This window comes from Arthrobacter sp. ZGTC212 (assembly GCF_002929255.1).
In the GTDB taxonomy this organism is placed as follows: Bacteria; Actinomycetota; Actinomycetes; order Actinomycetales; family Micrococcaceae; genus Arthrobacter_B; species Arthrobacter_B sunyaminii.
The window spans coordinates 270,926-295,546 of the sequence record NZ_PJIJ01000003.1; the positions used below are offsets into that span (position 1 = coordinate 270,926).

Here is a 24,621-nt window from a genome sequence, read left to right on the forward strand (position 1 = left end):
GCCCGGCACACCGGTAACTGGATGACGGGCCGGGCACAACGGCACTACTTCGACTTCTTGCTGCCCTTGTGGTCCTTATCCTTATGGTGCTTGATGTCTTTGGCTGCTTTGACGGCCACGGCAGCCGCCCCTGCTTTGACCGGAGCCGGAACCTTCACTTCCTTGACCTTGGTGACTTCCTTGATCTTGGTCCGGTTTTTGCGGTCCAGCAGCAGGGACGCGGCAATTCCCGCCATCCAAACATCCTTGGCCAGCGGCGTGCCCTGTGCGGTGGGGCGGATCCCGTCTTCTTCCGTCAAGCCGGGGGTCTTCAGGTACATGGTCACCATGCCGCCGGAGAAGGCTCCGAGGACCAGACCGGCCAGCCTGCTGGGAACAAACGGTGTCAGCAGGGTCAGGCCCACGGCGATCTCCGCTGCGCTCAGCAGTTTGCCGAACCTGGCCGCGTCAAGATCCATGACCTGCGGAAACGCGTTGGCGGCCATCTGCTGCAGGCCTGCTGCGCTTTCCTCGTCCAGGTTGCGCTTGCCCAGGCCGGAGTTCAGGATGTACGCGCCCGTGGTTAGGCGCAACGGAATGTGGCTGATTCTCATGAGGGGTCCTCCCGTGAAGTCGCTGACATCCCCGAGCCTACGGGCGCCGGCGGCAGTGCGCCAGAGCAGGCAAACCAACTCCTGCCGCGGAACAGGCCTGCCGGGTGACCTGCCGGCGGCCGCCGGTTACCTGCACCGTGTAAGCGGGGAACACGCCGCGGAAGGTTCACCCTCAACCGGAAACTCTGGTTTGATGGAAAGGAAGGAACGCAGTAACTGCTGTCGACAAAGAAGGTCCTCATGGATTTCCTCCCGGCCGAACACCCCCGGCCGCGACATTTCATTCTTCATCTCAGCGACACGCACCTGGTTGCCGGCCCCGGCCCGCTGTACGGGGCCGTGGACAGCCAAGCCAGGCTGGCAGAACTTTTCGCCAGGCTGGAGGCGTCCGGACAAAAACCGGAGGCCATTGTCTTTACCGGTGACCTGGCAGACAAGGGCGAACCGCAAGCGTACGCAAAACTCCGCGGCATCGTGGCACCCGTTGCCGAGCGGATGGGAGCCCGGCTCATCTGGGCGATGGGGAATCACGACAACCGCGAAAACCTGAAAACCGCATTGCTGGACGAAGCGCCGGACATGGCGCCGGTGGACCGTGTCTACATGGTCAACGGACTGCGGATCATCACCCTGGACTCCACCGTGCCGGGCCACCATTACGGCGAGTTGACCGGCACCCAGCTGGACTGGCTGCGGAACGTGCTGAAAACTCCCGCCCCGGACGGCACGATTCTGGCCCTGCATCATCCGCCGGTTCCCAGCGTCCAGGACCTGACCGTGCTGGTGGAGCTTCGCCATCAACGGGACTTCGCGGCGGCGCTGGCCGGGACCGATGTCCGGTCCATCATCGCCGGACACCTGCATTATTCAACCTTCGCCACCTTTGCCGGCATCCCGGTCTCCGTGGCCTCGGCAACCTGTTACACCCAGGACCTGACCACGCCTGGAACGCGGGGCCAGGACGCCGGACAGGCGTACAACATGGTGCATGTCTATGAGGACTCCGTGGTGCATTCAGTGGTCCCGCTGGACGAGGACCGCACCGTGGGTGAGCGTGTGGACGAGGCCGAAACCCGCCGCCGCCTGACAGCCGCGGGCGTCCGGATCCTGGACGCCCAGCAGCTGACTTCCGCCTAAGACTTCCGGCGGGACGTCACATTTCCTCGGGGTACCGTTCCGGTTCCGGACCCAGGTTGAAGAACCTGCCCGTAATGGTTTCCGGCTGAATTTCCACGTAGCGGTACTTCAGGGTCCGCACCCACGGCTGCAGCGGAAGATTGTCCGCTGCTTCAATCTCGCTCTGCGTCTCGAGAAGGCGCGTGGTGCCCTGGACCACCACGGACCAGGCCTGGTCGCTGAGGATCCCGTCGGCCTCGAACGCCACATGGTCGTTCACGGCCAGCTCGGCCAGCTTGGTGCCGGGGCTGGTACGGAACAGGATGACGCCGTCGTGAGCGTAGTAGTTCAGCGGATAGATGCTGGGCCGGTTGGCCACACTCACCGCCAGGCGTCCGTGGAAGGTTTTCTCCAGATATTTCCAGCACTGCTCGGGACTCAACTCGACAATGGGGGGCCGTTCTTCGCTAGTCATGGCCCCAGTCTGCCAAGGGGAGGCCCGTTGCCGCCACTGCGTCGCCTCCGAACCGAGCTTGACGCGTGAAGCGGCACACAATAAGAGTGGAGGTGGGAACCATTTACCCTGGTCATGCAGGATCTGACCTCGACCCACAGACCTCCACACAGAGAGAACGTGATGACAGACGCAGCGAACCCCACTCCCGCCGGCAGCAAAGGCAGCGACGCCGTGCAGCAGCACCTGACCACCCGCCAGGGACATCCGGTCTACGACAACCAGAACACCCGCACCGTGGGCGCCCGCGGTCCGGCCACGCTGGAGAACTACCAGCTCCTGGAAAAGATCAGCCACTTTGACCGTGAGCGGATCCCCGAACGCGTGGTGCACGCCCGCGGTTTCGTGGCCTACGGTGAATTCGAGGCGTCGGGCAAATGGGGCGACGAGCCCATTGCCAAGTACACCCGCGCCAAGCTTTTCTCCGAGCCGGGCAAGAAGACCGACGTCGCCATCCGGTTCTCCTCGGTGATCGGCGGCCGTGACTCCTCCGAGGCTGCACGCGACCCGCGCGGCTTTGCGATCAAGTTCTACACCGAAGACGGCAACTGGGACCTGGTCGGCAACAACCTGGGCGTCTTCTTCATCCGCGACGCCATCAAGTTCCCGGACGTGATCCACTCCCTCAAGCCGGACCCCGTCACCTTCCGTCAGGAACCGGCCCGGATCTTCGACTTTATGTCGCAGACACCGGAGTCCATGCACATGCTGGTGAACCTCTTCAGCCCGCGCGGCATCCCCGCGGACTACCGCCACATGCAGGGATTCGGCGTGAACACCTACCGCTGGGTCAACGCGCAGGGCGAGTCCAAGCTGGTCAAGTACCACTGGCTGCCGCAGCAGGGCGTGAAGTCCCTGACTGAGGAAGACGCCGCGAACATCCAGGCCAACGATCTGGGCCACGCGTCCAAGGACCTGTACGAGGCCATTGAACGCGGGGACTACCCCAAGTGGGATCTGTATGTGCAGCTGATGGATGACAATGACCATCCGGAGCTGGACTTCGACCCGCTGGATGACACCAAGACCTGGCCGGAGCAGGACTTTGAGCCCAAGTACGTGGGCACCATGACCCTGAACCGCAACGTCACCGACCACCACAACGAAAACGAGCAGATCGCCTTCGGCACCGGCGTGCTGGTGGACGGCCTGGAGTTCTCCGACGACAAGATGCTGGTGGGCCGTACCTTCAGCTACTCGGACACCCAGCGCTACCGCGTGGGCCCGAACTATCTGCAGCTTCCGGTGAACTCCGCGAAGAACGCACCGGTTGCCACCAACCAGCGCGGCGGCCAGATGTCCTTCGGTACCGACCTCGCGCCGGGCCAGAACCCGCACGTGAACTACGAGCCGAACATCACCGGCGGGCTGCAGGAAGCACCGAAGACCGCGCCGTCCGAGCTGGGTCCGGAGCTTGAAGGCCGTCTGATCCGCGCCCGCCTGCCGCGCACCAATGACTACATGCAGGCCGGGCAGCGCTACCAGCTGATGGAGCAGTGGGAGAAGGATGACCTGGTGGCCAACTTCGTGGCCAACATCGGCGAAGCGATCCGCCCGGTGCAGGAGCGCATGCTCTGGCACTTCTACATGTGCGATGACGAGCTGGGCGCACGGGTCGGCGAGGGACTTGGCATCAGCCTGGACGAGGTCAAGGATCTCGGCCCGCTGGCCACCCAGACCCTCAACGAGGAAGAAACCAACCGGATGAAGAATCTGGGCCACAACGGCCCCCGCAACGTGGAAGGCCTCACCATGACCCACTGCGTGCCCAATGAGCACGTGGTCGTCAGCCGCTAACAGTTCGCGCTGCACAGCCTAAAACAAAACGACGACGGCGGAACCCACCTCAGGCGGGGTCCGCCGTCGTTGTTTGTTGTGACGCCTACTTTTCCCAGGGCGCCTTGATCGGGAAGAACTTCTCGAGGAAGTCCGTGACCCGTTCCGTGCGCTCCTGCGCCGGAACCTCCGGGAAGCTGCCGTCATTGAGACAGAACAAATCCATGTTCCGCTTCGCCAGCAGCTTGTCCATTATTTTCAGGCCCGCGTAGGACGTGGTGTCCACGTACTTCACCTTGGCGGTTTCCTGCGTGACGGCCCGCCCGGTGAGCAGAGCGTAATAGTGGTACAGCGAGTTGGTGACCGAAATGTTGTCCTTCGCCCGGAACGTGCTCGCCGCCGTGGCCGCGAACTCGTTCGGGAATTCAGCTTCCATCTCCAGCAGCACGCTCTTGCGCAGGGGTGCGGCGGTGTGTTCCAGGTGCCGGGTGGTGATCCGGCCAAACCGCTCCCAGAGCAGCCGTCGGTTAACCCGGGCCGCGTTCTCAAAGCCGCTGCGCTCGGGGTCATTGGCGCCCAGGCCAATGCGGGTGCTGGCCTCGATGAACTTGGTGATGCCGCCGGGGGAGAAGAACAGGTCAGGTCCCACCGGGCGGCCGAAGAACATGTCGTCGTTGGAATACAGGAAGTGCTCGGCCAGACCGGGAATGTGCTGGAGCTGGGATTCAACCGCCTGCGAGTTGTGGGTCGGCAGGACGGAGGGATCCTTGAAGTGCTCCTCTGCGCGGACAAAGGTCACCGACGGATGGTCGGCCAGCCAATCCGGCCGTTCCGAGTCCGTGGCGATAAAGATGCGGCGGATCCACGGGGCGAACATGTAGACCGAACGCAGAGCGTACTTGAGTTCGTTGATCTGGCGGAAACGGGCCTCATGGTCATCGCCTTCGCCGACCACGGCGTCCTTCATCCGGGCGGCACGGGCAGCCTGATATTCGGGGGAGCTGCCGTCCACCCAGGAGAAAACAAGATCCACATCGAAATCGATGTCCGTGGCGTGGTCCGCAAACATGTTCTCGATGGTCGGCCAGGTCAATCCGTGCTTTTCCACCGTGCCGCGGACCACCTCATTGGCCGGGAGAGTGCGGCGGGTCAGGGAATTTTCCACCGGGAGCGTGATTTCCGGACCGGTGAGGTCCCAAAGTTCCAGCTGCACGCCGGCCGAGGGGCCAAAGGTAAGGTTGGTGCCGCTGACGGCCCGGGGCCGGTAGACCCGGATAATCCGGGACTTGTCCGAAGGTGAGAGCTCGCCGTCGGCAATCAGCAGGGTGCGGGTCTTTTTGGTGTCCACGCTGCGGGAATAGAAGGGTTCTTCCCGGCAGGCTTCCACCATGGCGCGGCGCAGCTGATCCCGGTGAGCCAGATCCACGGCAATGACCGGGCGCTCGTCGTTCCCGCGCACCAGCAGGTACGCGATGCCGGCGTTCTCCAGGACCTTGCGGACAAACAACAGGTCCTCAACCATGGCCTGATTGGGTGTCAGCCCGGTGTCCATCAGGGTGAGGCGGCCCTTGACCTCGGCGACGTCGGTCCGATGTTCCACCCGCTGAACAACAGCGAGGGACGCGGTTTGGAGATCCTCGCTCTCATGCTCGGGTTCGGGGGTGCCGAAATACACATCGTGTTCTGCTGCTATGTCTGTAATCGGAACCTCCAATAAGTTTCGAGTGCGGGGTCGGAGGCCGCGGCGAATGTGCGGGCGCGGCTCGTGCGGCTCTGCACTTAGGTGTACTGCTGGCTTGCGGGCGCGCACCGGATAAGCCGGACGCGTCCCGAATAGGCCTGATGCTCTGGGCGCGGGTGCCGCTGCTGAGTAGCATTGAGTGCTAGCGCGGACATCTCGGGAGCTGATGTGAGATACCGTAACACCACGCTGGCGGCGGCAACGCTGCTTGTGCTCAGTATGTCATCCTGTGCCCCTTCCACGGACACCGGGGAGCCTTCGGGCGCCGCGGGCACCTGGCCCTCTTACACCCTGCCGGACGGGTCGCTCTCCTTTGAGCACCGCCCCGACTGGACGGTGGAAGAAGTTCAGTCGCTGGCCAATGATCCGGCCGGCGGCGTTTCGGTCCAAGTGAACGACGCCGGGGGAGACCTTATCGCCCAGCTGGACACCGGGATTATCACCGGTTTGGTGTGCGACGATCCCGATGAGGCCGCGCAGTACGTGGAATATGACTCCGAGCCGATGCCCGAGCTGGATTCGGCTCAGGGCACCGATCAGCGGTTTGTTTATCGCTCGGTGGCCTTCTCCACTCCGGAGCGGGGTGAGCCGGTGGCGACCTATGCGGTAATCAGCGAACTCGGTGACCGCGGCCAGTGCGGGCTTTTCGATTTCTTTACCTTTACGGAATCCAGCGGCGGCCGTTTTGCCGGCAGATATTCGGGGGAGGATACGGTGCCCGGCCAGTCTTATTTGGACGGTGCGGCCGCCTATGAAGACAGTGCTGAATTCCGTGATGTGAAGCGGATGCTGGTGTCGTTGCGGGACAAGGACTGATCTTCGGCCGACCGGGACTGGAATAGGCGGTTTTCGGTTTTCTCTGGCGTGCTGTGGATAACTCCGTATGCTGTGGCGCAGCCACGTACTCTTGGCGTCACGTCCAGTCCCGCACCATTTCTGCCCTGGGGGTATTTTCGATGTTCCGCACTCGCGCGCTTTCTGCCATACCCATTTCTGCCCGTATGAGTGCTGCCGCGGTGGCAGCTGTCCTGGTGTTGGGCGGCTGTTCCGGTTCCGGGGAGCCTGAGGCTGAAGCTGCGGAGAATCGCTCTTCCAGCGCTTCGCCGAGCGGGAGCGCCAGTGCGAGCGAGACCGCCACTCAGACGGCGACGCCGACACCAACGCCTACTGCCGCTTACAAGCCAGCGACCGCTGAGGGACCTGCGGAGAATGTGCCGTTGCCCGTGATGCCGGAGTTGGCGAAGGAGAAGTCCAAGGAAGGCCTTGAGGCTTTCGCCGAGTACTGGTACTCACTGATTAATTACGGTTACGAAACCGGTGACGCCGAGCCGGTACGAGCAATAAGTTCATCTCCTTGTTCGGTCTGCGATGTGTACTACGAGACCGTGGATCTAGGGTTCAAAAACCAAGATTGGATGGCGGGCTCCTTGGTCAAGGTAAGAGATGTCCATTCAGATTTTATCCTGACACCCGAGGGTTACTATCAAGTTCTAATACAAATAACTCAAAAGGACCTAGAGTATTACGGACCTAACGGGGTTGATTATGGACCGATGGATGGTCTCCAATCGCCTATAGCGCAACTGATTGAAGCATCATATGACGGTACATCTTGGCGTGCTGTGCGAGTCGAAAACATTTGAAATGAACTCACTATCTAGCATGCTCAGACGTGCATGTATTGCGGTGCTTTGTTTCGTTTTTCTCATTTGTTGGAGCTCTCCAACCTTGGCTGAATCCGGCAAGGGAAACATGGGAAAAGGAGGAGTTACAGGTACCTGGACCAAGCATGAGGATAGTGGTGTTTGGACGTCGGCAGAGGTCGGGCTTGCTGCGGACATAAATGGGTACTATTTTGAGCTGGAATGTTTTGATGAGGGCATCGGATATATCGACTGCCTCCCGGGTCTGGAGGGCAAATGTACTCTCGGTCCAGATGGGCGCTCGGTTTGGTGGTATTCAGGACTTCTTGGAACGCCAATGACCGATTGGCAACGTCTGGATGGCGGGCCATGGTGTGTATATTCTGTTAATCCATACGTCATAGAAGAAATCGAGGGAAGGATTGCAACTGAATTTCAGGAGCGACCCATTGCTTCGAGCGTGTTTGAAACTCAGCCAAACCCTCACAGCTTAGTCGGCATGGAAAACAACATGTATCTCAATGCTGAGGAGCAGACCTTCGATATGACGCTTCTGGAGCAAGATATTCGTATAGTTGCCACGCCTACTGAATTCGAATGGCGATATGGCGATGGCACCTCATATGGTCCGGTCTCATTCAGCGGTACCCCTCTCCCGCCAGAGAGGCTAGGCGAACCGACGGCCACGAGCCATGCTTATTCAGATCCAGGAGACTACCAAATTAGTGTAATCGTTTACTATTCGGGGACCTATTCCATCAACGGTGGTCCCATGATTCCAATAGATGGACGGGCTGAGGTGGAGAGTAATTCTCAAACGCTGCGTGTTTGGAAATCTGAGTCACAGAACGTTGCTGACGATTGCCTCGTAAATCCCGCCGGTTTCGGCTGCTAGCCTCTGTCCAACAGCAGGTAGATGGGCGCGCGATTAGTGGAACAAATTGCGTCGTCTGCGCAAAGGTGAACAGCATTTTGGGGAATGGTTATGCAGATCAAGATTGGATCGTTGGCGGAAAAGTGGAGGTTGTGCAGGCACATTCCGAATATTCCGTACCAAGGGGAGGCTTCTATCAAGTCCTTATCAACATCAGGCAGGACGCTTATGAGTTTAGGAGACCCAACATGCACCGGTACCTAGCTGAAGAGGGTTTGAAGTCCGGCACTGTACAGATGATAGAAGCCACTTATGCCGAAGGTGAATGGTTTGCAAACGATGCTGTGACCCTGAAGCGACCTGAGTGATGGAAAGCCCGATAGTAGCTTTGATTTGCGCAAATGTGTTGTGGATAAGTCCCTACGCTGTGGGTGAGCCACGTACTGTGGGCATCACGTCCAGCCCGGCACCATTTCTTCCCTGCGAAAGAATCCTCTGAGGGTAATCGTATGTTTCTCACCAAACTGCACTTGTCTGTGTCACCCGCCCGATTAGCAGCATTCGGCCTGGTTGTTCTCCTTTTCGTTAGCGGCTGTTCAGGCTCTGACTCAAGCCTCGGCGCACCGAGCAGTAGCGCGAGTGCGAGCAACTGGAGCACGGCTGAATCATCCCCCACCCCAACTCCCGCGATCTCAGGAGCCGCCACATCGGCACGGCCATCCGAGAACGTTCCTCTGCCGGTACTACCGGAACTAGCCGAACAGCAGTCAAAGGAAGGCCTGCTGGCGTTTACCGAATACTGGTATGCCTTGGCGACCTATGCATTCGAAACAGGTGACCTTTCGCCGCTGCAGGAAGTGAGCGGTCCGGACTGCGCAATCTGTTCCCGACTTTACGAGATGGTTGAGCTGGGTTATGAGGACCAGGATTGGATTGTTGGCGGTAACTTCACGGTGGGTTCGAAACAGACTGCATATGTAATAACCAGCAAAGATGTCTACCAGGTTCTGGCCATTGTTAGTCAGTTTCACATCCAATATCGCGGACCGGACAACCATCTATACGAAATAGAAGAGGGGTGGACAGACACACATATGCTCGAAGCGTCCTACGCTGACGGCAAATGGACTGCCCAGGATGTGGTTTGGTTTAAGGCTGCCGGCTCCGAGGCTCCTGTTCTGGGGAACACCGGCTAGCCAAGAGCAGCAGGGCGAGGAACCCTGAATAACGTTCGAGGATCCTGCAGCAGCGCCGGGTAGGCAAAAGCTGCACGGGGAATGGTCCCGGCAAGCGAAACGGTCCGCTTCGCGGTGTCGTTGGTCAGGGACACCGGCTCTACCGTGCCGACACTCAGGACAGCACGGTCGGCACCGAGCAGGACAACGTCGTCGCCGTCGTCCATGTCCTCCAGAAACCGAACCAGCTCGCGCCCTCGTTTTCCCGTGATTGGTGCGCCTTTTCCATTCAGCATCGGCAGCTCGATCACCGGATCTCCACTCGCCTTGTCCACTGAGGGTCGGGCAACCCACACAGCGTCGCCGGCAGGTTCGGACGGAAGCGCAGGGTGCTCGGGCTCGGGCCAGACGTAGGGCAGCCCTCCCTGCGTTTCAGGGAAGACCGGTGCGTAGAAGTCGGGAGATTTCGTAATCAGGTTGGAGCGGTGGCTCTCGTGCAGGGCGGCGTCCCCAAACCAGGGAGGAAGCACGACGTCCTCATCCGCAGCTTCCGGCGCGAACTCCAGCAGCTGCGGGTAGACAGTGTCGGCATGCCCCCGCGACGTCCACTCCTTGGTCATCGCCAGCCCATAGGCGGTCAGCGCCGGTATGTGGCCCATCCACATCCGCATGGCCGGATGACTCTGCCAGCCGTAGTCCGGAATGACGAGGGCGCGCAGGACCTGCAGAGTTTCCACGCGCTGTTTGCCCAGGCGCGCCTGGTCAAGGACCGCGGCGCTGCGGCTGAAGCTGTCATAGGGAAGAAACGTCTGCACGGACTCAGTGTGTCATCCGTCGTTGGGGGAGAGGGGCAGGGCAAGGATGAAGTCGCGGAACACGTGTCCGCCGACCGTAAAGTTCCGTCGGCCAACCTCGCTGAACCCCGATTTGCGGTAAAACGCCTGGGCACGCAGGTTGAGGTCATTCACACCCAGCCACAAGACCCGGCACCCGGACACGACGGCGGTGTCCACGGCTGCCTGCATCAGCGCGGCAGCAGCCCCGGTGCCGTGGGCGGCGGGATGAACGTAGCACTTGGACAGCTCCGCAGCCGGAGCGGGCAGATGCCGCAGGGCTTCGGCAACCTCCGGGTCACTGGGTGAAGAGAACACCAGCAGCGCGTAGCCAATCAGGTTGCCGTCCTGTCTGGCGGCCAGGATCTGTTTCGAGTCGTCGGCAAGATACTGCGCGAAAGCATCTTCGGACAGGTGCTCGGCAACGAACGCTGCGCTGTCGGCTGCGGTCACCTGCGGCGGACAGGCGAGGGGGAAGGTCAGTGCAGCGAGAGCTGCCAGCTCCGGGGCGTGGGCGGGAGCTGCTGAAGTAACGGAAACGGTCACGAATCCAGCTTAGGCACGAGAAAGCGCAGTCCTTCGTGCAGATCTTGGGCTTTGCGAATATCCTTCGTGCACATCACGGGCTTAAATGGACTTTTTTGGCGAGTTTGGGCCCGGTATGTGCACGAAGGATTGGATGGATGCGGGTTTGGGCCCGGTATGTGCACGAAGGATGCCCGGCAGCTCCTCATGCGCTGGCGACAAAAGGATCCCGGAGTCAGTACTCCGCGTACATTTCCCCCACCCGCAGAGCCGCATCCGTCCGGTTATCCGGCCCGGGCAGCGGGCAGGCCCACGCCTCGTCGTAGGCGCACGACGGGTTGTACAGAAAATTGAAGTCCAGGACCAGGCTGCCCGGAGCCGCACCCTGCCCGAAGTCCGCCCCCTTGATCGTGTCCAGCAGATACCGGCCGCCGCCGTAGCTTCCGCTGTCGGCTCCGGACAGCGCGTCCCGCACGGGCAGGAAGATCCCGCCCCCGTAGGACGCCAGCCGCCACACCGCCAGCCGGCCCACGCCGTCGGCCGCCACGGTGCCCAGCCGCACAAACGGAACCACACCGTCCGTGCCGGTGGGCACGTCCATCCGCTGGCCGGCGCCGTCGTCTTCGATCAGTGCGTCGCAGCGCAGCTCAGGGTTGTAGGCGGCCACGTCCAGTCCGCGGAAGCGTTCCCGGGCGCGGGGCTTCAACGGCGACGCGGGATGCTCGGCGAAGAGCCGGTCCCGCTCCGCACGCCACAGATCGTGGGCGTACGACGGCGACACCTCCTGGGCGGTAAGGCGCACTTGGGCGTAGAGCCCGAAGACGCGCTGGCGCCAATCCGCTGTCTGCAGGACCGTGACGGGGGAGATCATTTGTTCAGCGTAGTGTGTTCGAGTGACTACCGGACTGCTCATCGTTGTACTCGTGGCAATCTTTATCGGCGCCATCGCGCAACGGATTGCCGGCCTCGGTTTTGCCCTGCTCATTTCTCCGTTCCTGGTGATCCTGCTGGGTTCCCACGGGGGAGTGCTGATGGTGAACGTCTGCGGCCTGGTGTCCTCGGCGCTGATCATGACGCGGGTCCGGAAAGACATTGACTGGAGCATGTACCGCTGGCTGGCCGTCCCGGCCGTCTGCGGCAGCATCCCCGCATCGGTTGCGGCCGTATACCTGCCCGCGGCTCCCATGGCGGTGGTGGTGGGCGCCGTCGTTCTGGTGGCCCTGACCGCGTCGCTGGTCATGCAGCGTACGGCGGTGACCGTGACCGGCAACGGGCCCAAGGTGGTCGCGGGTTTCCTCTCCGGGGTGACCAACGCGGTGGCCGGCGTGGGTGGACCGTCGGTCAGCGCCTACGCGCTGATGGCACGCTGGCCGCAGCGGCCCTTCGCCGCGACCCTTCAGCCGTTCTTCGTCACCATTGCCATCGTCACCCTGACCGCCAAGCTGTCCCTGGACCCGGGGCAGATGCCGCCGTTCCAGCCGTGGGCATGGGCGCTCATTGCGCTGATGATCATTGGCGGTATTTACACCGGCGAGAAGCTGCAGCGCTTCATCCGCGATGAGCAGGCCCGTGCAGCCGTAGTAGTCATAGCCTTTTTCGGTGCCGCGGCTGCGCTGGCGAAGGGCATTTTCGACCTCGCAGCCTGAGCCGCCCGCCCGCACCACCAGTCCCTGCCATCAGCAGGAACCACCCGTCCGCACCAACCGCCGCATCCGACTCACGGCACCTCCTGAACCGTCCGCCGCGCACCGGATGGGACGATAGAAGCGATGAAACTCTTTACCCGCCCCAAAACCCCGGGCGTCCTACCGATGCCCCTGTGGCTGCAGGGAGTGGTCGAACTCGGCCAGGCTGCAGTCCTTTCCGCCCTGCTGGTATTCCTGCCCCTCATTGGCGTCTGGTTCGCCGACGGCTTCACCGACCGAAACTTCGCGTCGCTGGCCCGGCTGGGCGGGCAGGGGTGGCTCCTGATCCACGGTGTCCCGCTGACCCTGACCTTCCCCGCCGGAACGCTGGCCAGCGGCGCTACGTCCGGGCTTCTGTCCCTGTTTCCACTGGGTCTGACGCTCATCCCGTTCTTCCTGTCCTGGCGCGCCGGGCGCAGGCTGGCCAAGGCTTCCTACACGGACCAGCTGTGGCAGGCGCTGCTGGGGGCGCTGGGAACCTACGCCCTTCTCGGCGCGGCCGCCGCCCATTTCTCCGGAAATGAAGACGTTTCCATTTCCGTGACCGCAGGCGCGTTGATTCCGCTGATCTCGGCGGGCCTGGGACTCTTTATCGGTGCCCGGCGCGAGGCGGGGTCCTGGGTGCGGCTGATCGGCGTGGATTTAACGGACTGGATTTCCCGCACCAGCCAGCACTCCCGCTGGGCCGGATCCTACGTCTGGGCCGTGATCCGGGCCGGGGTGGTGGGTATTACCGCGGCGCTGGGCTTCTCGGCCCTGCTGGTGACCGCGGCCCTGGCCATGAGCTGGGCTGAGATTGTGGCCGTTTACCAGCATCTGGATGCCGGAATTATCGGAGGCGTGGTGCTGACCGTCGTCGAGCTGGGGATGATGCCCAACTTTATGGGCTGGGCACTGGGCTGGACCTCGGGGGCGGGTTTTTCCCTCGGAACGGGCAGCTTGATCAGTCCGTTGGAAACCACGGTGGGCCCGCTGCCCGCTGTTCCCGTGTTTGCTGCACTGCCGGCCGGCGGCTCCGAGTACGCCGTAGCCGCCCTCGCGCTGCCTGTGGCCGCCGGGTTCCTGGCGGGCTGGTGGTTCCTGCGCGAAGGAGAGAACCATTTCGACGAGTGGTTGTCCCTGAAGATCCGTGCCCGCTGGTTCACGGCCCCGGTCTCCACCGTGCTGCTGGGCGTTTTTGTGGGCCTGGTGTCCGGAATCCTGGCGGCCGCCGCGGTCCTGATCTCGAGTGGATCAGCAGGCATCGGCCGGTTCGTGGAAGTGGGAGCGGATCCGCTGTGGACGGGTCTTTGGATTGCGGCCGAAGTGGCCGTGGGCGTGGTGGTGGGTTACGCCGTCGGGCCCTGGCTGGAGCGCGAGGAACGCGCCTGACGGAAGTGCTGGAAGAACAGCAGCGCGGCATAACCGAACAATGCAGTGCCGAGCAGCGGTCGGATCCAGCCCTGCTGCCAGCGTTGCGACAGCAGGTCCGGATAGCCCAGGTAGGGGATCGTTGCTGCCACCCGCCCCTGCAGGGCGGAGGCGGGAACGGCAGGATCGGCCAGCGAATTGGCATCGCCGTGAAGTACCAGCTGCTGTGACCCGTCCGGGCCGGAGGTGAAACCGGCCAGCCGGTGAGTGACCGGAAATGATCCGGGTGCGCTGCCGGCCGGCAGATATGTGAGGTCCGGCCGCCAGCCCCACCAGCGTGACCAGGATGCAGGCTGCGGCCGGCTTCCCGATCAGCGGAATGAGCCCGGGGCGCCTTTTCAGCGCGGCAGCAGCCCGGTGGTGAACTGGTCCCGGCACTCGTCCTGAGCCGAAATGGTCAGCGCGTTGGCTAGGCAGCTTTCAAGTTTCTCCGTGCTGTCCCAAGTGGCAACTGCCAGTCCCAGACCCAGAGTCATCACCACGGATGCGACCAGGCCCAGGGAGGTCACAAACACCTGCGCTGGCCCGGTGTTGTAGCGCACCACCTTCACCAGCGTCACAATGCCGACGGCGATGGCGGCAACTCCCAGCGCCAACGGCACCAGCTTCCACGGCAGCGCAAGCCCCGAGGTAAGCAGCACGGCAGCAACCAAAGCCACGAAAATCCGCAGATATCCGCGGACGCTTCGCTTCTGCTCGTCGGTGGCAGCGGTCTTTTCGGGTGACTGCTGCAACGGCGGGGGAGTCTGATGAGGGGCACTGCCGTCGTTGTTCATGGTTTAACCCTAGGCGACGGTGAAGCCTAAGGTTGACGCATGCGCATCGTTGTTCTCGTGTCCGGCACCGGATCCAATCTTCAGGCCGTCCTGGACGCAGTGGCGGAAGGGAAGCTCGACGTCGAAATCGCCGCCGTCGGCGCGGACCGTCCCGGCACCCAGGGGGTCCAGCGGGCGGCCGATGCGGGGTATCCCACCTTTGTGGTGAACTTCCGCGACTATGCCGTCCGCTCCGAGTGGAACGCGGCCCTGACGGAGAAGGTGGCGTCCTATTCCCCGGACATCGTGCTGTCCTCCGGTTTCATGCGGATCGTGGATGAGCACTTCATTAATACCTTCGAGGGGCGCTACCTCAACACGCACCCGGCACTGCTGCCCTCGTTCCCTGGGGCGCACGGCGTGCGGGACGCGCTGGCCTACGGGGTAAAGGTCACCGGCTGCACCGTCCACATCGCCGACGCCGGCGTGGACACCGGGCCGATCCTCGCACAAGCCGCCGTGGAAGTACTGGACGACGACACCGAGGAAAGCCTGCACGAGCGGATCAAGGTCCAGGAACGCCGGCTGCTGATCGAAACCCTTGCCCGGATCAGCGCACACGGGCTGCCTGCGCTCTAGGCCTAGTCCAGGGCAGCGCCCCGGGTTTCCGGCGCGAACCGCATCATCCACGCGATTGCCAGCACCACCAGGACTCCGGCCAGCCCGAAGGACAGGGGCAGGCCCAGATACGGCCACGCGATGGAAACGAAGATCAGCGGCCCGAAACCGGCACCAACCCGGCTCACGGTGGAGGCCCACCCAAATCCGCTGCCGCGCAGTTCCGTGGGGTACAGCTCGGACACGTACGCATAGAGCACCGGAATGGCCACCTGCACCACAAACCCGTAGGCCAGCAGCCAGCCGGTGGCGGCCGCCGGCACGTCCAGTACCAGGGCAACAATGATCAGGATCAGCGCTGACAGCGGACCGGTGACCGCCAGGATCCATTTGCGTCCCACCCGTTCCACGAGCAGCGCGGCCGCGATGACTCCCAGGAGCCCGACGGCGGCCATTCCCGAGGTGGTTAGGAACGCCGCATACTCCTTGAAGCCGGAATCCACGAGGATTTTTGGCATCCAGGTCAGCGCCAGGTAGTACACCAGGAGGATGGTGAAGAACAGCGACCAGGCGGACACCGTGATCTTCCAGCTGTACCGCCAGAGATCGCTCAGCTGGGTTCCGACGGCGTGCAGCGACAGTTTGGCCGGCTCCTCGGGTTCCGGAAGCCGCCAGTTGGTCACGGTGGAACCGGTGCTCTGAATGAGCTCGTTGATGACGGTTTCCGCTTCCGCGGTGCGTCCCTTGCGGACCAGGAACAACGGGGATTCCGGAACGGAGCGCCGGACCCAGAAGACCAGCAGAGCCGGCAGCACCATGATGAGCATAGTGAAGCGCCAGTCGGCCAGCGTGGCCATAATCAGTGCTGAGGTGGCCCCGCAGAGCGCAGCCCCTACCGGCCACCAGCCGTCCATCGCCGTCAGCACCCTGCCGCGTTGTTTGCGCGGTGTGAACTCGCCCACCAGCGCGTAATCCACGGGAACGCAGCCGCCCAGGCCAAAGCCCGCCATGAACCGGAAGATGCAGAACCAGATGATGTCCGGAGAGAACGCGCCCAGGACGGTAAAGAGGGAAAAGACGAGCAGAGTGGCGGTGAAGGCCTTTTTGCGTCCAATGGCGTCGGCGATGGAACCCCACACAAATGCGCCGATGGCCATGCCCAGCAGATTGGCAGTGCCGATCCAGGCTGCCTGCGCCGGTTCGAGATCCCAGTGGCTGGACAGAAGAGGAATCAGGACGCCGTTCAGCGTCACGTCCCAGGCATCGAACATGAAGCCCAGGCCACCGATAATGAAGATCCGTCCCTGGACCTTCCATTTCCAGGGCAGATCCTGAACCACCTGGTCACCCGTGGGCAGGGTGTTCGTTGTTGTCATGGGAATGGCCTTCCAGGCGGCGGATGCGGGGAGTGGCCGGGCCTCGCGGCAGGTCCGAAAGAACTGTACATCGCGGGCTGGACGATGTGGGAAACCGCAAGTGAACCCAGCTGCCGGCTTGCGGGGTGCAACAGCGGAGATCACAGGGCAGCTAATTTCCGGGCCCAGCGGCTTCCGGTGAAATCCGCTTCGGGGCAGGTAATTGGGCCAACACATTCGAGTGTTTCTTGTTTATTCTCCCGTATCCGAAGCGCCCCATTAAGTGACATGAATCACTAAACTAGAAGACATGTACTACTTATCCGCTCCCGATCGGGGCAGCACCAATCCGGGTTTAGCCTCCGTGGCGGTCGGTAAACGCTGCGGTCCGTCAGACACATTGGGCTCGGCCGCTGAGCTGGACCCGGAGACTGGGGAAGTGGACGCGGCCGGGCTGGAGGCCGCCGCAGTGGACGTGGCTGAAGTGGACGCGGCTGAATCTGCGCTCAGAGTGCAGCTGATCGATCACATCCGGGCGTTGGAGGAACTTAAGGGGAGTATCTGTGCTGCGCAGGCTCGTGCGGCCGCCGTTTTTGACGAATCATCCAGGCGCAGCCAGTCTCGTGCGGGAGTGAAAAGGGATCAACTTGGCCGGGGTGTCGCGGCGCAGGTTGCGCTGGCCCGGCGCGAATCCCCGAACAAGGGCGCCCGGTTGCTTGGGCTGGCGCGAATCCTCAGCACGGAGATGCCGCATACCCTGCGTGCGTTGAGCCGCGGTGCCATCAGCGAATGGCGGGCCACCATTCTGGTGCGGGAGACCGCGTGCCTGAGACTGGTTGATCGGCAGAAGGTGGACGAGCTGGTCGCCGGGGACCAGGAGCGGCTGGCGCAGCTTGGAGACCGCAAACTGATTGCCGCGATCAAGTCCGTGTCCTACGGATTGGATCCGCACAGCGTGGTCAACCGTGCCGCAAAGGCTGCTTCGGATCGGTTTGTTTCATGCCGCCCGGCACCGGACACCATGGCGTACGTGACCGCGCTGCTGCCGGTAGCCCAGGGTGTGGGAGTGATGGCCGCGTTGATGCGCACGGCCGATCGGGCCCGTGCCGCCGGAGATCCCCGCTCAAAGGGTCAGGTTATGGCCGACACCTTCGTCGAACTGCTGACCGGCCAGGAACGGGCTGAGGATCTGCGGGTGGAAGTGCAGCTGATCATGACGGACAGGACTCTGCTGCATGGCGTCCTTCCGCCCGTCGTCTCCCGTCACAGTGGTACCGGAGACAGCGATGCCGATCATTCCGGTGATTCACCCAGGACAGTCCGTGGCCGGCCGGGTGGATCGGCTCAGTCCTTCGTTCCTGACGGTGCGGAACCTGCCGTGCTGACCGGGTACGGAATTGTCCCCGCACAGTGGGCGCGGGATCTGATCCGAAGGGACGGCAGCAGTGCAGCCCCGCAACGGCTCCGGCCTAGCCGAAGAGCACCACGCACGGAGGTGTGGCTTCGCCGGCTCTACGCGGCACCGGACACCGGCCGCCTCACTGCCATGGACTCCCGTGCCCGGCTGGTTCCGGACGGTTTGGCGCGGCTGATCGCTGCACGCGATCAGATCTGCCGGACGCCGTGGTGCGGGGCGCCGATCCGGCATTATGACCACATCAAACCCTTCCGCGAGGGAGGTCCCACCAGCGCAGAAAACATTCAGGGGCTATGCGAGGCCTGCAACCAGGCCAAAGAAGCACCAGGTTGGACAGCCCGGTGCGAAGGAGCGCACGGAGCACCCGGAGCACCCGGAGCGCTCGCCGACAACAACGGGACGGGCCGGCACAGCGTCACGATCGCCACGCCAACGGGCCACATGTACCGATCCACCGCACCGCCGCTTCCCGGCACGACAGGTGCAGTGTCATGATCCGGCAGACCCCAGCCGTGTTAAGCCAGTCTTGGCTTCACACTCTGCCCGGCAGGACGCCGTGACCTAAACTGTAGCCACCGACACACTCTTACTTTGGAGATATTGCGTGAGCTCTCAGCCGCTGAACCGTGTACCAATCCGCCGGGCCCTGATCTCGGTCTATGACAAGACCGGCTTGACGGAATTGGCTCAGGGCCTTTCCGCCGCCGGGGTGGCCATTGTGTCCACCGGTTCAACTGCCAAGCAGATTGCTGCTGCGGGCGTTCCCGTCACTGAAGTCTCCGAGGTCACCGGCTTTGCAGAATGCCTGGACGGGCGGGTCAAGACACTGCATCCCCGCGTCCACGCCGGCATCCTGGCTGACCGCCGCCGGGAGGACCACGTGGCGCAGCTCGAGGAAATGGAAATTGAACCCTTCGACCTGGTGGTGGTGAACCTCTACCCCTTCGTGGAGACCGTGAAGTCCGGCGCCAGCCAGGATGAGGTTGTGGAACAGATCGACATCGGAGGACCGTCCATGGTCCGTGCCGCCGCCAAAAACCACCCGTCCGTAGCCGTCGTCGTGGACCCGGCCAAGTACAGCGACGTGGTCACCGCGGCTGCCGAAGGCGGCTTTGACCTGGACCAGCGCCGCCGCCTTGCAGCGGAAGCCTTCGCCTCCACCGCCGCCTATGACACCGCCGTGGCGGCCTGGACCGCCGAGCAGTTTGGTGACGGAACCGAGGAAGGCGCCACCTGGCCCGCCTACACGGGTCTGGCACTGGAGCGGTCCGAGGTGCTGCGCTACGGCGAAAATCCGCACCAGGCCGCTGCCCTCTACGCGGACAAGAGTGCACAGCCGGGCGTGGCCCAGGCGGACCAGCTGCACGGCAAGGCCATGTCCTACAACAATTACGTCGACGCCGATGCCGCACTGCGCGCCGCGTTCGACTTTGACGAGCCAGCCGTCGCCGTCGTCAAGCATGCGAACCCTTGCGGCGTGGCAGTGGCCTCGGGGGACGCCGCCGACCCCATTGCCGATGCCCATGCCAAGGCACATGCCTGCGACCCGGTTTCGGCCTTCGGCGGCGTGATCGCGGCCAACCGCACCGTCACCGCCGGCATGGCCAACACGGTCAAGGACATCTTCACCGAGGTGGTCATCGCACCGGACTTCGACGCTGAAGCCGTGGAGATCCTCTCCGCCAAGAAGAACATCCGCCTGCTGACCCTGCCGGACGGTTACGGCCGCAGTGCTGCCGAATTCCGGCAGGTCTCCGGCGGCATGCTGATCCAGAAGTCGGACAAGATGCAGGCAGAAGGGGACAGCCCGGAGAACTGGACGCTGGTTTCAGGCCCGGCTGCCGATGATGCCACGCTGGCAGACCTTGCCTTTGCCTGGACTGCCGTGCGTGCCGCGAAGTCCAACGCCATCCTGCTGGCGGACAACGGTGCCTCAGTGGGAGTGGGCATGGGCCAGGTCAACCGGGTGGATTCCTGCCGGCTCGCCGTGGAGCGGGCCAACACCCTGGGTGGACCCGGGGAGGAGCGGGCCCGCGGTTCCGTGGCGGCCTCGGATGCGTTCTTCCCGTTCGCCGACGGCCTGCAGATCCTGATTGACGCCGGCGTCCGCGCCGTGGTCCAGCCCGGCGGATCCATCCGCGACAACGAGGTCATCGAAGCAGCAAACGCTGCCGGCGTCACCATGTACTTCACCGGGGCACGCCACTTCTTCCATTAAGCACTGCGCCGGCACTGCCATTAGCGGGCGCTGAAACGCGGGACGGTGCAGGTAATGCGCCGTCCCGCAGTTTAGGGCGCAGATAGTGCGCTGTGGCATAGTGGGACTCAAATACAAGCCAAAAAGACGGGTTCCGTCATGCCACAAGACATGTCCGGCGCCCACCAACACACAAGGAGACCGTGTGGCTGAGAAAATCAAGGTTGTGGGTTCTGTAGTAGAACTCGACGGCGACGAGATGACCCGCATCATCTGGCAGTTCATCAAGGATCGCCTGATCAACCCGTACCTGGACGTAGACCTGAAGTACTACGACCTCTCCATTCAGAACCGCGATGCAACCGATGACCAGGTCACCATTGACGCTGCCAACGCCATCAAGGAACACGGCGTAGGCGTCAAGTGCGCCACCATCACCCCCGACGAAGCACGCGTCGAGGAATTCGGCCTGAAGAAGATGTGGGTCTCCCCGAACGGAACCATCCGCAACATCCTGGGCGGCGTGGTCTTCCGCGAACCGATCATCATCTCCAACATCCCGCGCCTGGTCCCGGGCTGGAACAAGCCGATCATCATCGGCCGCCACGCCCACGGCGACCAGTACAAGGCCACGAACTTCAAGGTTCCCGGTGCCGGTACCCTGACGCTGACCTACACGCCGGCCGACGGCAGCGAAGAAATCAAGCAGCAGGTTGTTACGTACAACGAAGATGGCGGCGTCGCCATGGGTATGTACAACTTCAACGATTCCATCAAGGACTTCGCCCGCGCTTCCTTCGCCTACGGCCTGCAGCGCAACTACCCGGTGTACCTCTCCACGAAGAACACCATCCTGAAGGCCTACGACGGCCAGTTCAAGGACCTGTTCCAGGAAGTCTTCGACGCCGAGTTCAAGGACCAGTTCGAAGCAGCCGGCCTCACCTACGAGCACCGCCTGATCGATGACATGGTTGCCTCCGCGATGAAGTGGGAAGGCGGCTACGTCTGGGCCTGCAAGAACTACGACGGCGACGTCCAGTCCGACACCGTTGCACAGGGCTTCGGCTCGCTGGGCCTGATGACCTCCGTGCTGATGACCCCGGACGGCAAGACCGTTGAGGCCGAAGCTGCACACGGCACGGTGACCCGTCACTACCGCCAGCACCAGCAGGGCAAGCCCACCTCCACGAACCCGATCGCCTCGATCTTCGCGTGGACCCGTGGCCTGATGCACCGCGGCAAGCTGGACAACACCCCCGAGGTCATCAACTTCGCCGAGACCCTTGAAGACGTTGTCATCAAGACGGTCGAGTCCGGCAAGATGACCAAGGACCTGGCTGCACTGGTTGGCCCGGACCAGGCATACCTGACCACCGAGGAATTCCTCGCTGAGCTGGATGCCAACCTGAAGACCCGCCTGGGCTAATACTCAGCATTTTCAGCGCAGAACGACGACGGCGCCCCACCTTTCGCAGGTGGGGCGCCGTCGTCGTTCAGGTCAGGGCTTCGCTAAATGCCGGAGCCCTGGTCGCCCGAGGAGCCGGAGCCCGAGGAACCGGAGCCCATGGAGCCGGAGCCCATGGAGCCGCCGGACGATCCCGAGCCCACGGACCCGGAGCTGCTCGAGGTTGACGAGGTCACCGACTCAGAGCTGGACTGGCCGCTGATGGTGTTCGCGTCCTTGTAGGAGGAGGACACCTCAATCTTGCGCGGTTTGGCCCGCTCGCTGACCGGAATCAGGACGCTGAGCACACCGTTCTCGTACTTGGCGGAGATGCCGTCAATATCGATTCCCTGCCCAAGGTTGAGCTGGCGCAGGAAGGTGCCGGATTCCCGTTCCCGGGTCAGCCAGGTGACGGTGTCGGGAGCCTGGATGGTGCGCTCTGCCCGGATGGTCAGCAGCTGGCCATCCACATCCACGTCAACCGAGCCCGGATCGATGCCCGGAAGATCGGCATTCAGGATGTAGTGGTCGCCCTCGCGGTAAAGATCGATGGGCATCAGCCGCAGCCGCTGCCGGGGATCCAGCAGGGCTCCTGCCATCCGGTCAAGCTCGCGAAACGGATCGAACTTCATGGCCATTATCATCAACTCCTTTTACGCCCACCTGCTGGGCAGGCGAATCATTTTTCGGAACTTCAGAAGGGTCGATAACTTGAGTCACCTCGACTCAAGGATGAAATTAGGTTAGCACTCACCCTTAATGAGTGCCAGAACCAAACACGAAAAATGTCGCGAGCGGCCCGGAATTGGTGATGGAGGCCTGTGCGGCCCGTTAATCGACCGGCCATTCGTGGACAGGAGCATTGGAATGCATGTTCTCCCAGTATTTCCGGGTGAGCTCAGCCAGCGCGGCCCTGCGTTCCAGTCCCTCGCTCTCCAGCCGGCGAAGATACGAGATCTGCCAGGAGGCCCCGTTCTGCTCGGTGCGGGCGCGTTCGCGGATAACATCCAGATAGCGCTCGATCAGGTCCTGATCCACCCCCAGTTCGCGGAGTCCCAGGGCAGCCTGAGGAACCAGATGCCTGATGACCAGTTCAGCGACGGGAATTTCGCCGATGCCGGGCCAATAGACCGTTGCTTCCAAACCATTGCGGGCGCAGGACAAAAAGTTGTCTGCGGCGCTCTTGAAGGCGAGCCTGGTCCACAACGGCCGTTCGGCCGTGCGCAGATGCTGGACCATGCCGTAAAAGAAGGCGGCGTTGGCCACCACATCAAGGACCGTGGGACCGGCGGGGAGGACCCGGTTTTCCAAGCGGAGATTGGGCGTGTGCTCGCCGGGGTCATAAATCGGCCGGTTCCACCTGTAGACCGTGCCGTTGTGCAGGCGAAGCTCCGGGAGAAGCGGCGCGCCGGCCGGGGTGGAGCCTCCGCTGCTGCGTGAGAGTTCCGGAAGCAGTGCGGGAAAATACCGCACGTTCTCTTCGAAGAGATCAAAGATTGAGGTGATCCACCGTTCCCCAAACCAAACCCGGGGGCGGACGCCCTGATTGCGCATCTCCGGCGGGCGGGTATCGATGGCCTGCTTGAAGAGTTCCACGCGGGTCTCATGCCACAGGATGTGTTCCATAAAGATGGGGGAGTTGGCCGCAAGGGCAATTTGCGGTGCAGCAATGATCTGGGCGGCGTTCCAAGCGGGGGCGAAGTCCTCCGGGCTCACTTCCAGATGCAGCTGCACCGAGGTGCACGCTGCTTCAGGAGCAATGTTCTTGGCGTAGAAGGCCAGCGATTCCTCCCCGCGGAGATCAATATGCACGTCTTCACCGCGGGCCTGAAGCACCGAAGTGTTCAGCGCGGCGTAGCGCTTGCCGGCGCTTAGCCATTCCTTGTTCTCCAGCAGATTGGGGCGCAGCGTCGGCAGAATGCCGGTCATGAGGATTTCGGTTTTGACCTCCGCCGCCCTGGCATCAGCCCGGTTGAGCTGCATCCGCAGGCTGTCCTCAAGCTCCCTCAGGCCGGAACCGCCAACGGCCAGCGCCGGATGGTTCATTTCGATGTTGAAGGCACCGATTTCGGTCTGGAACGCGGGATCGGCAATCTGTTCCAGCACGGCTGCATTGCGCAGCGCGGGGGAGAAATCCTGGTTTGTCAGGTTCAACTCCAGCTCGAGACCGATGCTGGCGGTATCAGCGAACGACGCCGTTGAGAGGTATCCGGCAAATCGGTCGAGGTTTTCAAGGAGCCGCTGGCGGTACCTCGTCCGCTGCTCCCTGCTGTACGTTTTATTGTTGACTTCGGCGCCCATCGTCTGAAGATAACCATGGGCGCCGAAGGATGTATAGCGTGGGCCGAGAGATGAGACGAATTGGCGCGGCCCGCCAAACGGCATCCCCTTGGGGTCAGGACTGCAGCAGGCCCTTCAGGACGTTGGAGGTACGCTGCATTTCGCCGTGCTGAGCGCCCATCACAATGACAGCTCCCGAAAAGACGGGAATGCACCACTGGACTACTTTCAGCTGCCGCTGGGCTGACTGCAGTTCCTTGGAGGTGCCGGGGTTTGGCTCGGTGGCACCGGCAGCGCCTTCTTCGGAGTACTTGTCAACCTTCCGCCCCAGCAACCCGGCGTAGAAGGTTGCCAGTGCCCCGACAACGGTCACGGCGGTCTTATAAACGGTGAGGGCACCCACGCCGTCCTGCTTGGCAACGCGGCCCTTGTTCTCTCCGATGATGGCCAACCCAGCCAAAAAGTGGCCAATGATGGCGGCCGACTGCAGCGGAGCCCATTTTTTCCATCCCAGGCTGGAAAGCCGGGTGCGCTCCGCGGGGTCCTTGGCTTCTGCTGCGGCGCCGTTGAGGCCGACTGCCCCCATCAGCGAACCGCCGAACCAGGCGCCTGCCGTGAGGTCATGCACGGACCGGGCAAACAAATTTCCTGCCACTGGAATCTCCCTTTG

The 24,621-nt window shown here is 62.7% G+C and carries 24 protein-coding genes and 1 pseudogene; 13 read left to right on the forward strand and 12 right to left on the reverse strand.

The window, feature by feature from the left end; translation table 11 throughout:
* Positions 1-44 precede the first annotated feature (44 nt).
* Positions 45-593: a hypothetical protein gene (locus CXQ89_RS13515; RefSeq protein ID WP_307859331.1), complete on the reverse strand. Its 549-nt coding sequence runs from the start codon at positions 591-593 to the stop codon at positions 45-47.
* A gap of 240 nt (positions 594-833) precedes the next feature.
* Between CXQ89_RS13515 and CXQ89_RS13520 the strand changes: the two genes are divergently transcribed.
* Complete coding sequence (locus CXQ89_RS13520) at positions 834-1,730, forward strand: phosphodiesterase (RefSeq protein WP_104055113.1); 897 nt, start codon at positions 834-836, stop codon at positions 1,728-1,730.
* Positions 1,731-1,746: 16 nt separating this feature from the next.
* Here CXQ89_RS13520 and CXQ89_RS13525 read toward each other — a convergent pair whose 3' ends face one another.
* A complete protein-coding gene (locus CXQ89_RS13525; protein WP_104161635.1) occupies positions 1,747-2,184 on the reverse strand; it encodes a pyridoxamine 5'-phosphate oxidase family protein in 438 nt (145 codons plus the stop codon).
* Positions 2,185-2,346: 162 nt separating this feature from the next.
* Here CXQ89_RS13525 and CXQ89_RS13530 point away from each other — a divergent pair, with 162 nt between their 5' ends.
* Positions 2,347-4,020 carry a catalase gene (locus tag CXQ89_RS13530; RefSeq protein ID WP_104055115.1) on the forward strand — a complete coding sequence of 558 codons (1,674 nt, stop codon included), beginning with the start codon at positions 2,347-2,349 and terminating at the stop codon, positions 4,018-4,020.
* 85 nt (positions 4,021-4,105) lie between these two features.
* Here the strand turns inward: CXQ89_RS13530 and CXQ89_RS13535 are convergent, their stop codons facing one another.
* Positions 4,106-5,551: a stealth family protein gene (locus CXQ89_RS13535; RefSeq protein ID WP_104161909.1), complete on the reverse strand. Its 1,446-nt coding sequence runs from the start codon at positions 5,549-5,551 to the stop codon at positions 4,106-4,108.
* A gap of 357 nt (positions 5,552-5,908) precedes the next feature.
* Between CXQ89_RS13535 and CXQ89_RS13540 the strand changes: the two genes are divergently transcribed.
* The 5 genes from CXQ89_RS13540 (at position 5,909) to CXQ89_RS18205 (ending at position 9,453) form a co-directional block, all read left to right on the forward strand.
* Complete coding sequence (locus CXQ89_RS13540; RefSeq protein ID WP_104161636.1) at positions 5,909-6,556, forward strand: hypothetical protein; 648 nt, start codon at positions 5,909-5,911, stop codon at positions 6,554-6,556.
* Positions 6,557-6,966: 410 nt separating this feature from the next.
* Complete coding sequence (locus CXQ89_RS19130) at positions 6,967-7,383, forward strand: DUF6318 family protein (protein ID WP_372434153.1); 417 nt, start codon at positions 6,967-6,969, stop codon at positions 7,381-7,383.
* Positions 7,340-8,278, forward strand: a complete 939-nt coding sequence (locus tag CXQ89_RS18200) for a hypothetical protein (protein ID WP_146067258.1) — start codon at positions 7,340-7,342, stop codon at positions 8,276-8,278. The genes CXQ89_RS19130 and CXQ89_RS18200 overlap by 44 nt, the downstream gene beginning before the upstream one ends.
* Entirely contained in the window at positions 8,245-8,625 is a 381-nt protein-coding gene (locus tag CXQ89_RS18645; RefSeq protein WP_258060096.1) for a DUF6318 family protein, read from the forward strand. The genes CXQ89_RS18200 and CXQ89_RS18645 overlap by 34 nt, the downstream gene beginning before the upstream one ends.
* Before the next feature lie 141 nt (positions 8,626-8,766).
* Entirely contained in the window at positions 8,767-9,453 is a 687-nt protein-coding gene (locus CXQ89_RS18205; protein ID WP_146067259.1) for a DUF6318 family protein, read from the forward strand.
* Here the strand turns inward: CXQ89_RS18205 and CXQ89_RS13555 are convergent.
* From CXQ89_RS13555 to CXQ89_RS13565, 3 genes are all read right to left on the reverse strand, one after another.
* Positions 9,450-10,247 carry an MSMEG_6728 family protein gene (locus tag CXQ89_RS13555; RefSeq protein WP_104161639.1) on the reverse strand — a complete coding sequence of 266 codons (798 nt, stop codon included), beginning with the start codon at positions 10,245-10,247 and terminating at the stop codon, positions 9,450-9,452. The genes CXQ89_RS18205 and CXQ89_RS13555 overlap by 4 nt on opposite strands.
* Before the next feature lie 12 nt (positions 10,248-10,259).
* Positions 10,260-10,811 carry a GNAT family N-acetyltransferase gene (locus tag CXQ89_RS13560; RefSeq protein WP_104161640.1) on the reverse strand — a complete coding sequence of 184 codons (552 nt, stop codon included), beginning with the start codon at positions 10,809-10,811 and terminating at the stop codon, positions 10,260-10,262.
* Between the two features lie 214 nt (positions 10,812-11,025).
* A complete protein-coding gene (locus tag CXQ89_RS13565; RefSeq protein ID WP_258060097.1) occupies positions 11,026-11,661 on the reverse strand; it encodes a DUF1684 domain-containing protein in 636 nt (211 codons plus the stop codon).
* Positions 11,662-11,683: 22 nt separating this feature from the next.
* Here CXQ89_RS13565 and CXQ89_RS13570 point away from each other — a divergent pair, with 22 nt between their 5' ends.
* Both CXQ89_RS13570 and CXQ89_RS13575 read left to right on the forward strand, forming a co-directional pair.
* The gene (locus tag CXQ89_RS13570; protein WP_104055121.1) at positions 11,684-12,436 is read left to right on the forward strand and encodes a sulfite exporter TauE/SafE family protein; all 753 of its coding nucleotides are present in this window, start codon (positions 11,684-11,686) and stop codon (positions 12,434-12,436) included.
* A gap of 123 nt (positions 12,437-12,559) precedes the next feature.
* Entirely contained in the window at positions 12,560-13,846 is a 1,287-nt protein-coding gene (locus CXQ89_RS13575; RefSeq protein ID WP_104161641.1) for a DUF6350 family protein, read from the forward strand.
* Here CXQ89_RS13575 and CXQ89_RS18380 read toward each other — a convergent pair.
* Positions 13,804-13,977: a hypothetical protein gene (locus CXQ89_RS18380; protein ID WP_181032351.1), complete on the reverse strand. Its 174-nt coding sequence runs from the start codon at positions 13,975-13,977 to the stop codon at positions 13,804-13,806. The genes CXQ89_RS13575 and CXQ89_RS18380 overlap by 43 nt on opposite strands.
* A gap of 246 nt (positions 13,978-14,223) precedes the next feature.
* Entirely contained in the window at positions 14,224-14,661 is a 438-nt protein-coding gene (locus CXQ89_RS13585; protein ID WP_104055124.1) for a hypothetical protein, read from the reverse strand.
* A gap of 39 nt (positions 14,662-14,700) precedes the next feature.
* Between CXQ89_RS13585 and purN the strand changes: the two genes are divergently transcribed.
* Positions 14,701-15,279, forward strand: coding sequence for a phosphoribosylglycinamide formyltransferase (gene purN / locus CXQ89_RS13590; RefSeq protein WP_104161644.1), 579 nt, complete (start codon positions 14,701-14,703; stop codon positions 15,277-15,279).
* Positions 15,280-15,281: 2 nt separating this feature from the next.
* Here purN and CXQ89_RS13595 read toward each other — a convergent pair whose 3' ends face one another.
* Positions 15,282-16,634, reverse strand: a complete 1,353-nt coding sequence (locus CXQ89_RS13595) for an MFS transporter (protein ID WP_104161645.1) — start codon at positions 16,632-16,634, stop codon at positions 15,282-15,284.
* 289 nt (positions 16,635-16,923) lie between these two features.
* On the opposite strand from CXQ89_RS13595, the gene CXQ89_RS18900 reads away from it, so the two are divergent.
* From CXQ89_RS18900 to CXQ89_RS13610, 3 genes are all read left to right on the forward strand, one after another.
* Entirely contained in the window at positions 16,924-18,525 is a 1,602-nt protein-coding gene (locus tag CXQ89_RS18900; RefSeq protein ID WP_104161646.1) for a DUF222 domain-containing protein, read from the forward strand.
* Between the two features lie 109 nt (positions 18,526-18,634).
* A complete protein-coding gene (purH, locus tag CXQ89_RS13605; RefSeq protein ID WP_104161647.1) occupies positions 18,635-20,248 on the forward strand; it encodes a bifunctional phosphoribosylaminoimidazolecarboxamide formyltransferase/IMP cyclohydrolase in 1,614 nt (537 codons plus the stop codon).
* Between the two features lie 184 nt (positions 20,249-20,432).
* Entirely contained in the window at positions 20,433-21,653 is a 1,221-nt protein-coding gene (locus CXQ89_RS13610) for an NADP-dependent isocitrate dehydrogenase (RefSeq protein ID WP_104055128.1), read from the forward strand.
* Positions 21,654-21,913: 260 nt separating this feature from the next.
* On the opposite strand, the pseudogene CXQ89_RS13615 reads toward CXQ89_RS13610, so the two are convergent.
* The 3 genes and pseudogenes from CXQ89_RS13615 to CXQ89_RS13625 form a co-directional block, all read right to left on the reverse strand.
* Positions 21,914-22,309, reverse strand: a pseudogene (locus CXQ89_RS13615) (Hsp20/alpha crystallin family protein); the annotation flags it as partial.
* Between the two features lie 193 nt (positions 22,310-22,502).
* The gene (locus tag CXQ89_RS13620; RefSeq protein ID WP_104055130.1) at positions 22,503-23,972 is read right to left on the reverse strand and encodes a glutamate--cysteine ligase; all 1,470 of its coding nucleotides are present in this window, start codon (positions 23,970-23,972) and stop codon (positions 22,503-22,505) included.
* A 94-nt stretch (positions 23,973-24,066) separates the two neighbouring features.
* Positions 24,067-24,606, reverse strand: coding sequence for a hypothetical protein (locus tag CXQ89_RS13625; protein ID WP_104055131.1), 540 nt, complete (start codon positions 24,604-24,606; stop codon positions 24,067-24,069).
* Positions 24,607-24,621: the final 15 nt, after the last annotated feature.

Excerpts from the sequence above, each read along its gene's own strand:
- CXQ89_RS13575 (WP_104161641.1), top strand. The coding sequence starts at position 12,560 with ATGAAACTCTTTACCCGCCCCAAAACCCCGGGCGTCCTACCGATGCCC.
- CXQ89_RS13565 (WP_258060097.1), bottom strand. The coding sequence starts at position 11,661 with ATGATCTCCCCCGTCACGGTCCTGCAGACAGCGGATTGGCGCCAGCGC.
- CXQ89_RS13520 (WP_104055113.1), top strand. The coding sequence starts at position 834 with ATGGATTTCCTCCCGGCCGAACACCCCCGGCCGCGACATTTCATTCTT.
- CXQ89_RS13535 (WP_104161909.1), bottom strand. The coding sequence starts at position 5,551 with ATGGACACCGGGCTGACACCCAATCAGGCCATGGTTGAGGACCTGTTG.
- CXQ89_RS13620 (WP_104055130.1), bottom strand. The coding sequence starts at position 23,972 with ATGGGCGCCGAAGTCAACAATAAAACGTACAGCAGGGAGCAGCGGACG.
- purN (WP_104161644.1), top strand. The coding sequence starts at position 14,701 with ATGCGCATCGTTGTTCTCGTGTCCGGCACCGGATCCAATCTTCAGGCC.
- CXQ89_RS13515 (WP_307859331.1), bottom strand. The coding sequence starts at position 593 with ATGAGAATCAGCCACATTCCGTTGCGCCTAACCACGGGCGCGTACATC.
- CXQ89_RS18205 (WP_146067259.1), top strand. The coding sequence starts at position 8,767 with ATGTTTCTCACCAAACTGCACTTGTCTGTGTCACCCGCCCGATTAGCA.
- CXQ89_RS13585 (WP_104055124.1), bottom strand. The coding sequence starts at position 14,661 with ATGAACAACGACGGCAGTGCCCCTCATCAGACTCCCCCGCCGTTGCAG.
- CXQ89_RS13530 (WP_104055115.1), top strand. The coding sequence starts at position 2,347 with ATGACAGACGCAGCGAACCCCACTCCCGCCGGCAGCAAAGGCAGCGAC.
- CXQ89_RS18900 (WP_104161646.1), top strand. The coding sequence starts at position 16,924 with ATGTACTACTTATCCGCTCCCGATCGGGGCAGCACCAATCCGGGTTTA.
- CXQ89_RS13595 (WP_104161645.1), bottom strand. The coding sequence starts at position 16,634 with ATGACAACAACGAACACCCTGCCCACGGGTGACCAGGTGGTTCAGGAT.
- CXQ89_RS19130 (WP_372434153.1), top strand. The coding sequence starts at position 6,967 with ATGCCGGAGTTGGCGAAGGAGAAGTCCAAGGAAGGCCTTGAGGCTTTC.
- CXQ89_RS13525 (WP_104161635.1), bottom strand. The coding sequence starts at position 2,184 with ATGACTAGCGAAGAACGGCCCCCCATTGTCGAGTTGAGTCCCGAGCAG.
- CXQ89_RS18200 (WP_146067258.1), top strand. The coding sequence starts at position 7,340 with ATGACGGTACATCTTGGCGTGCTGTGCGAGTCGAAAACATTTGAAATG.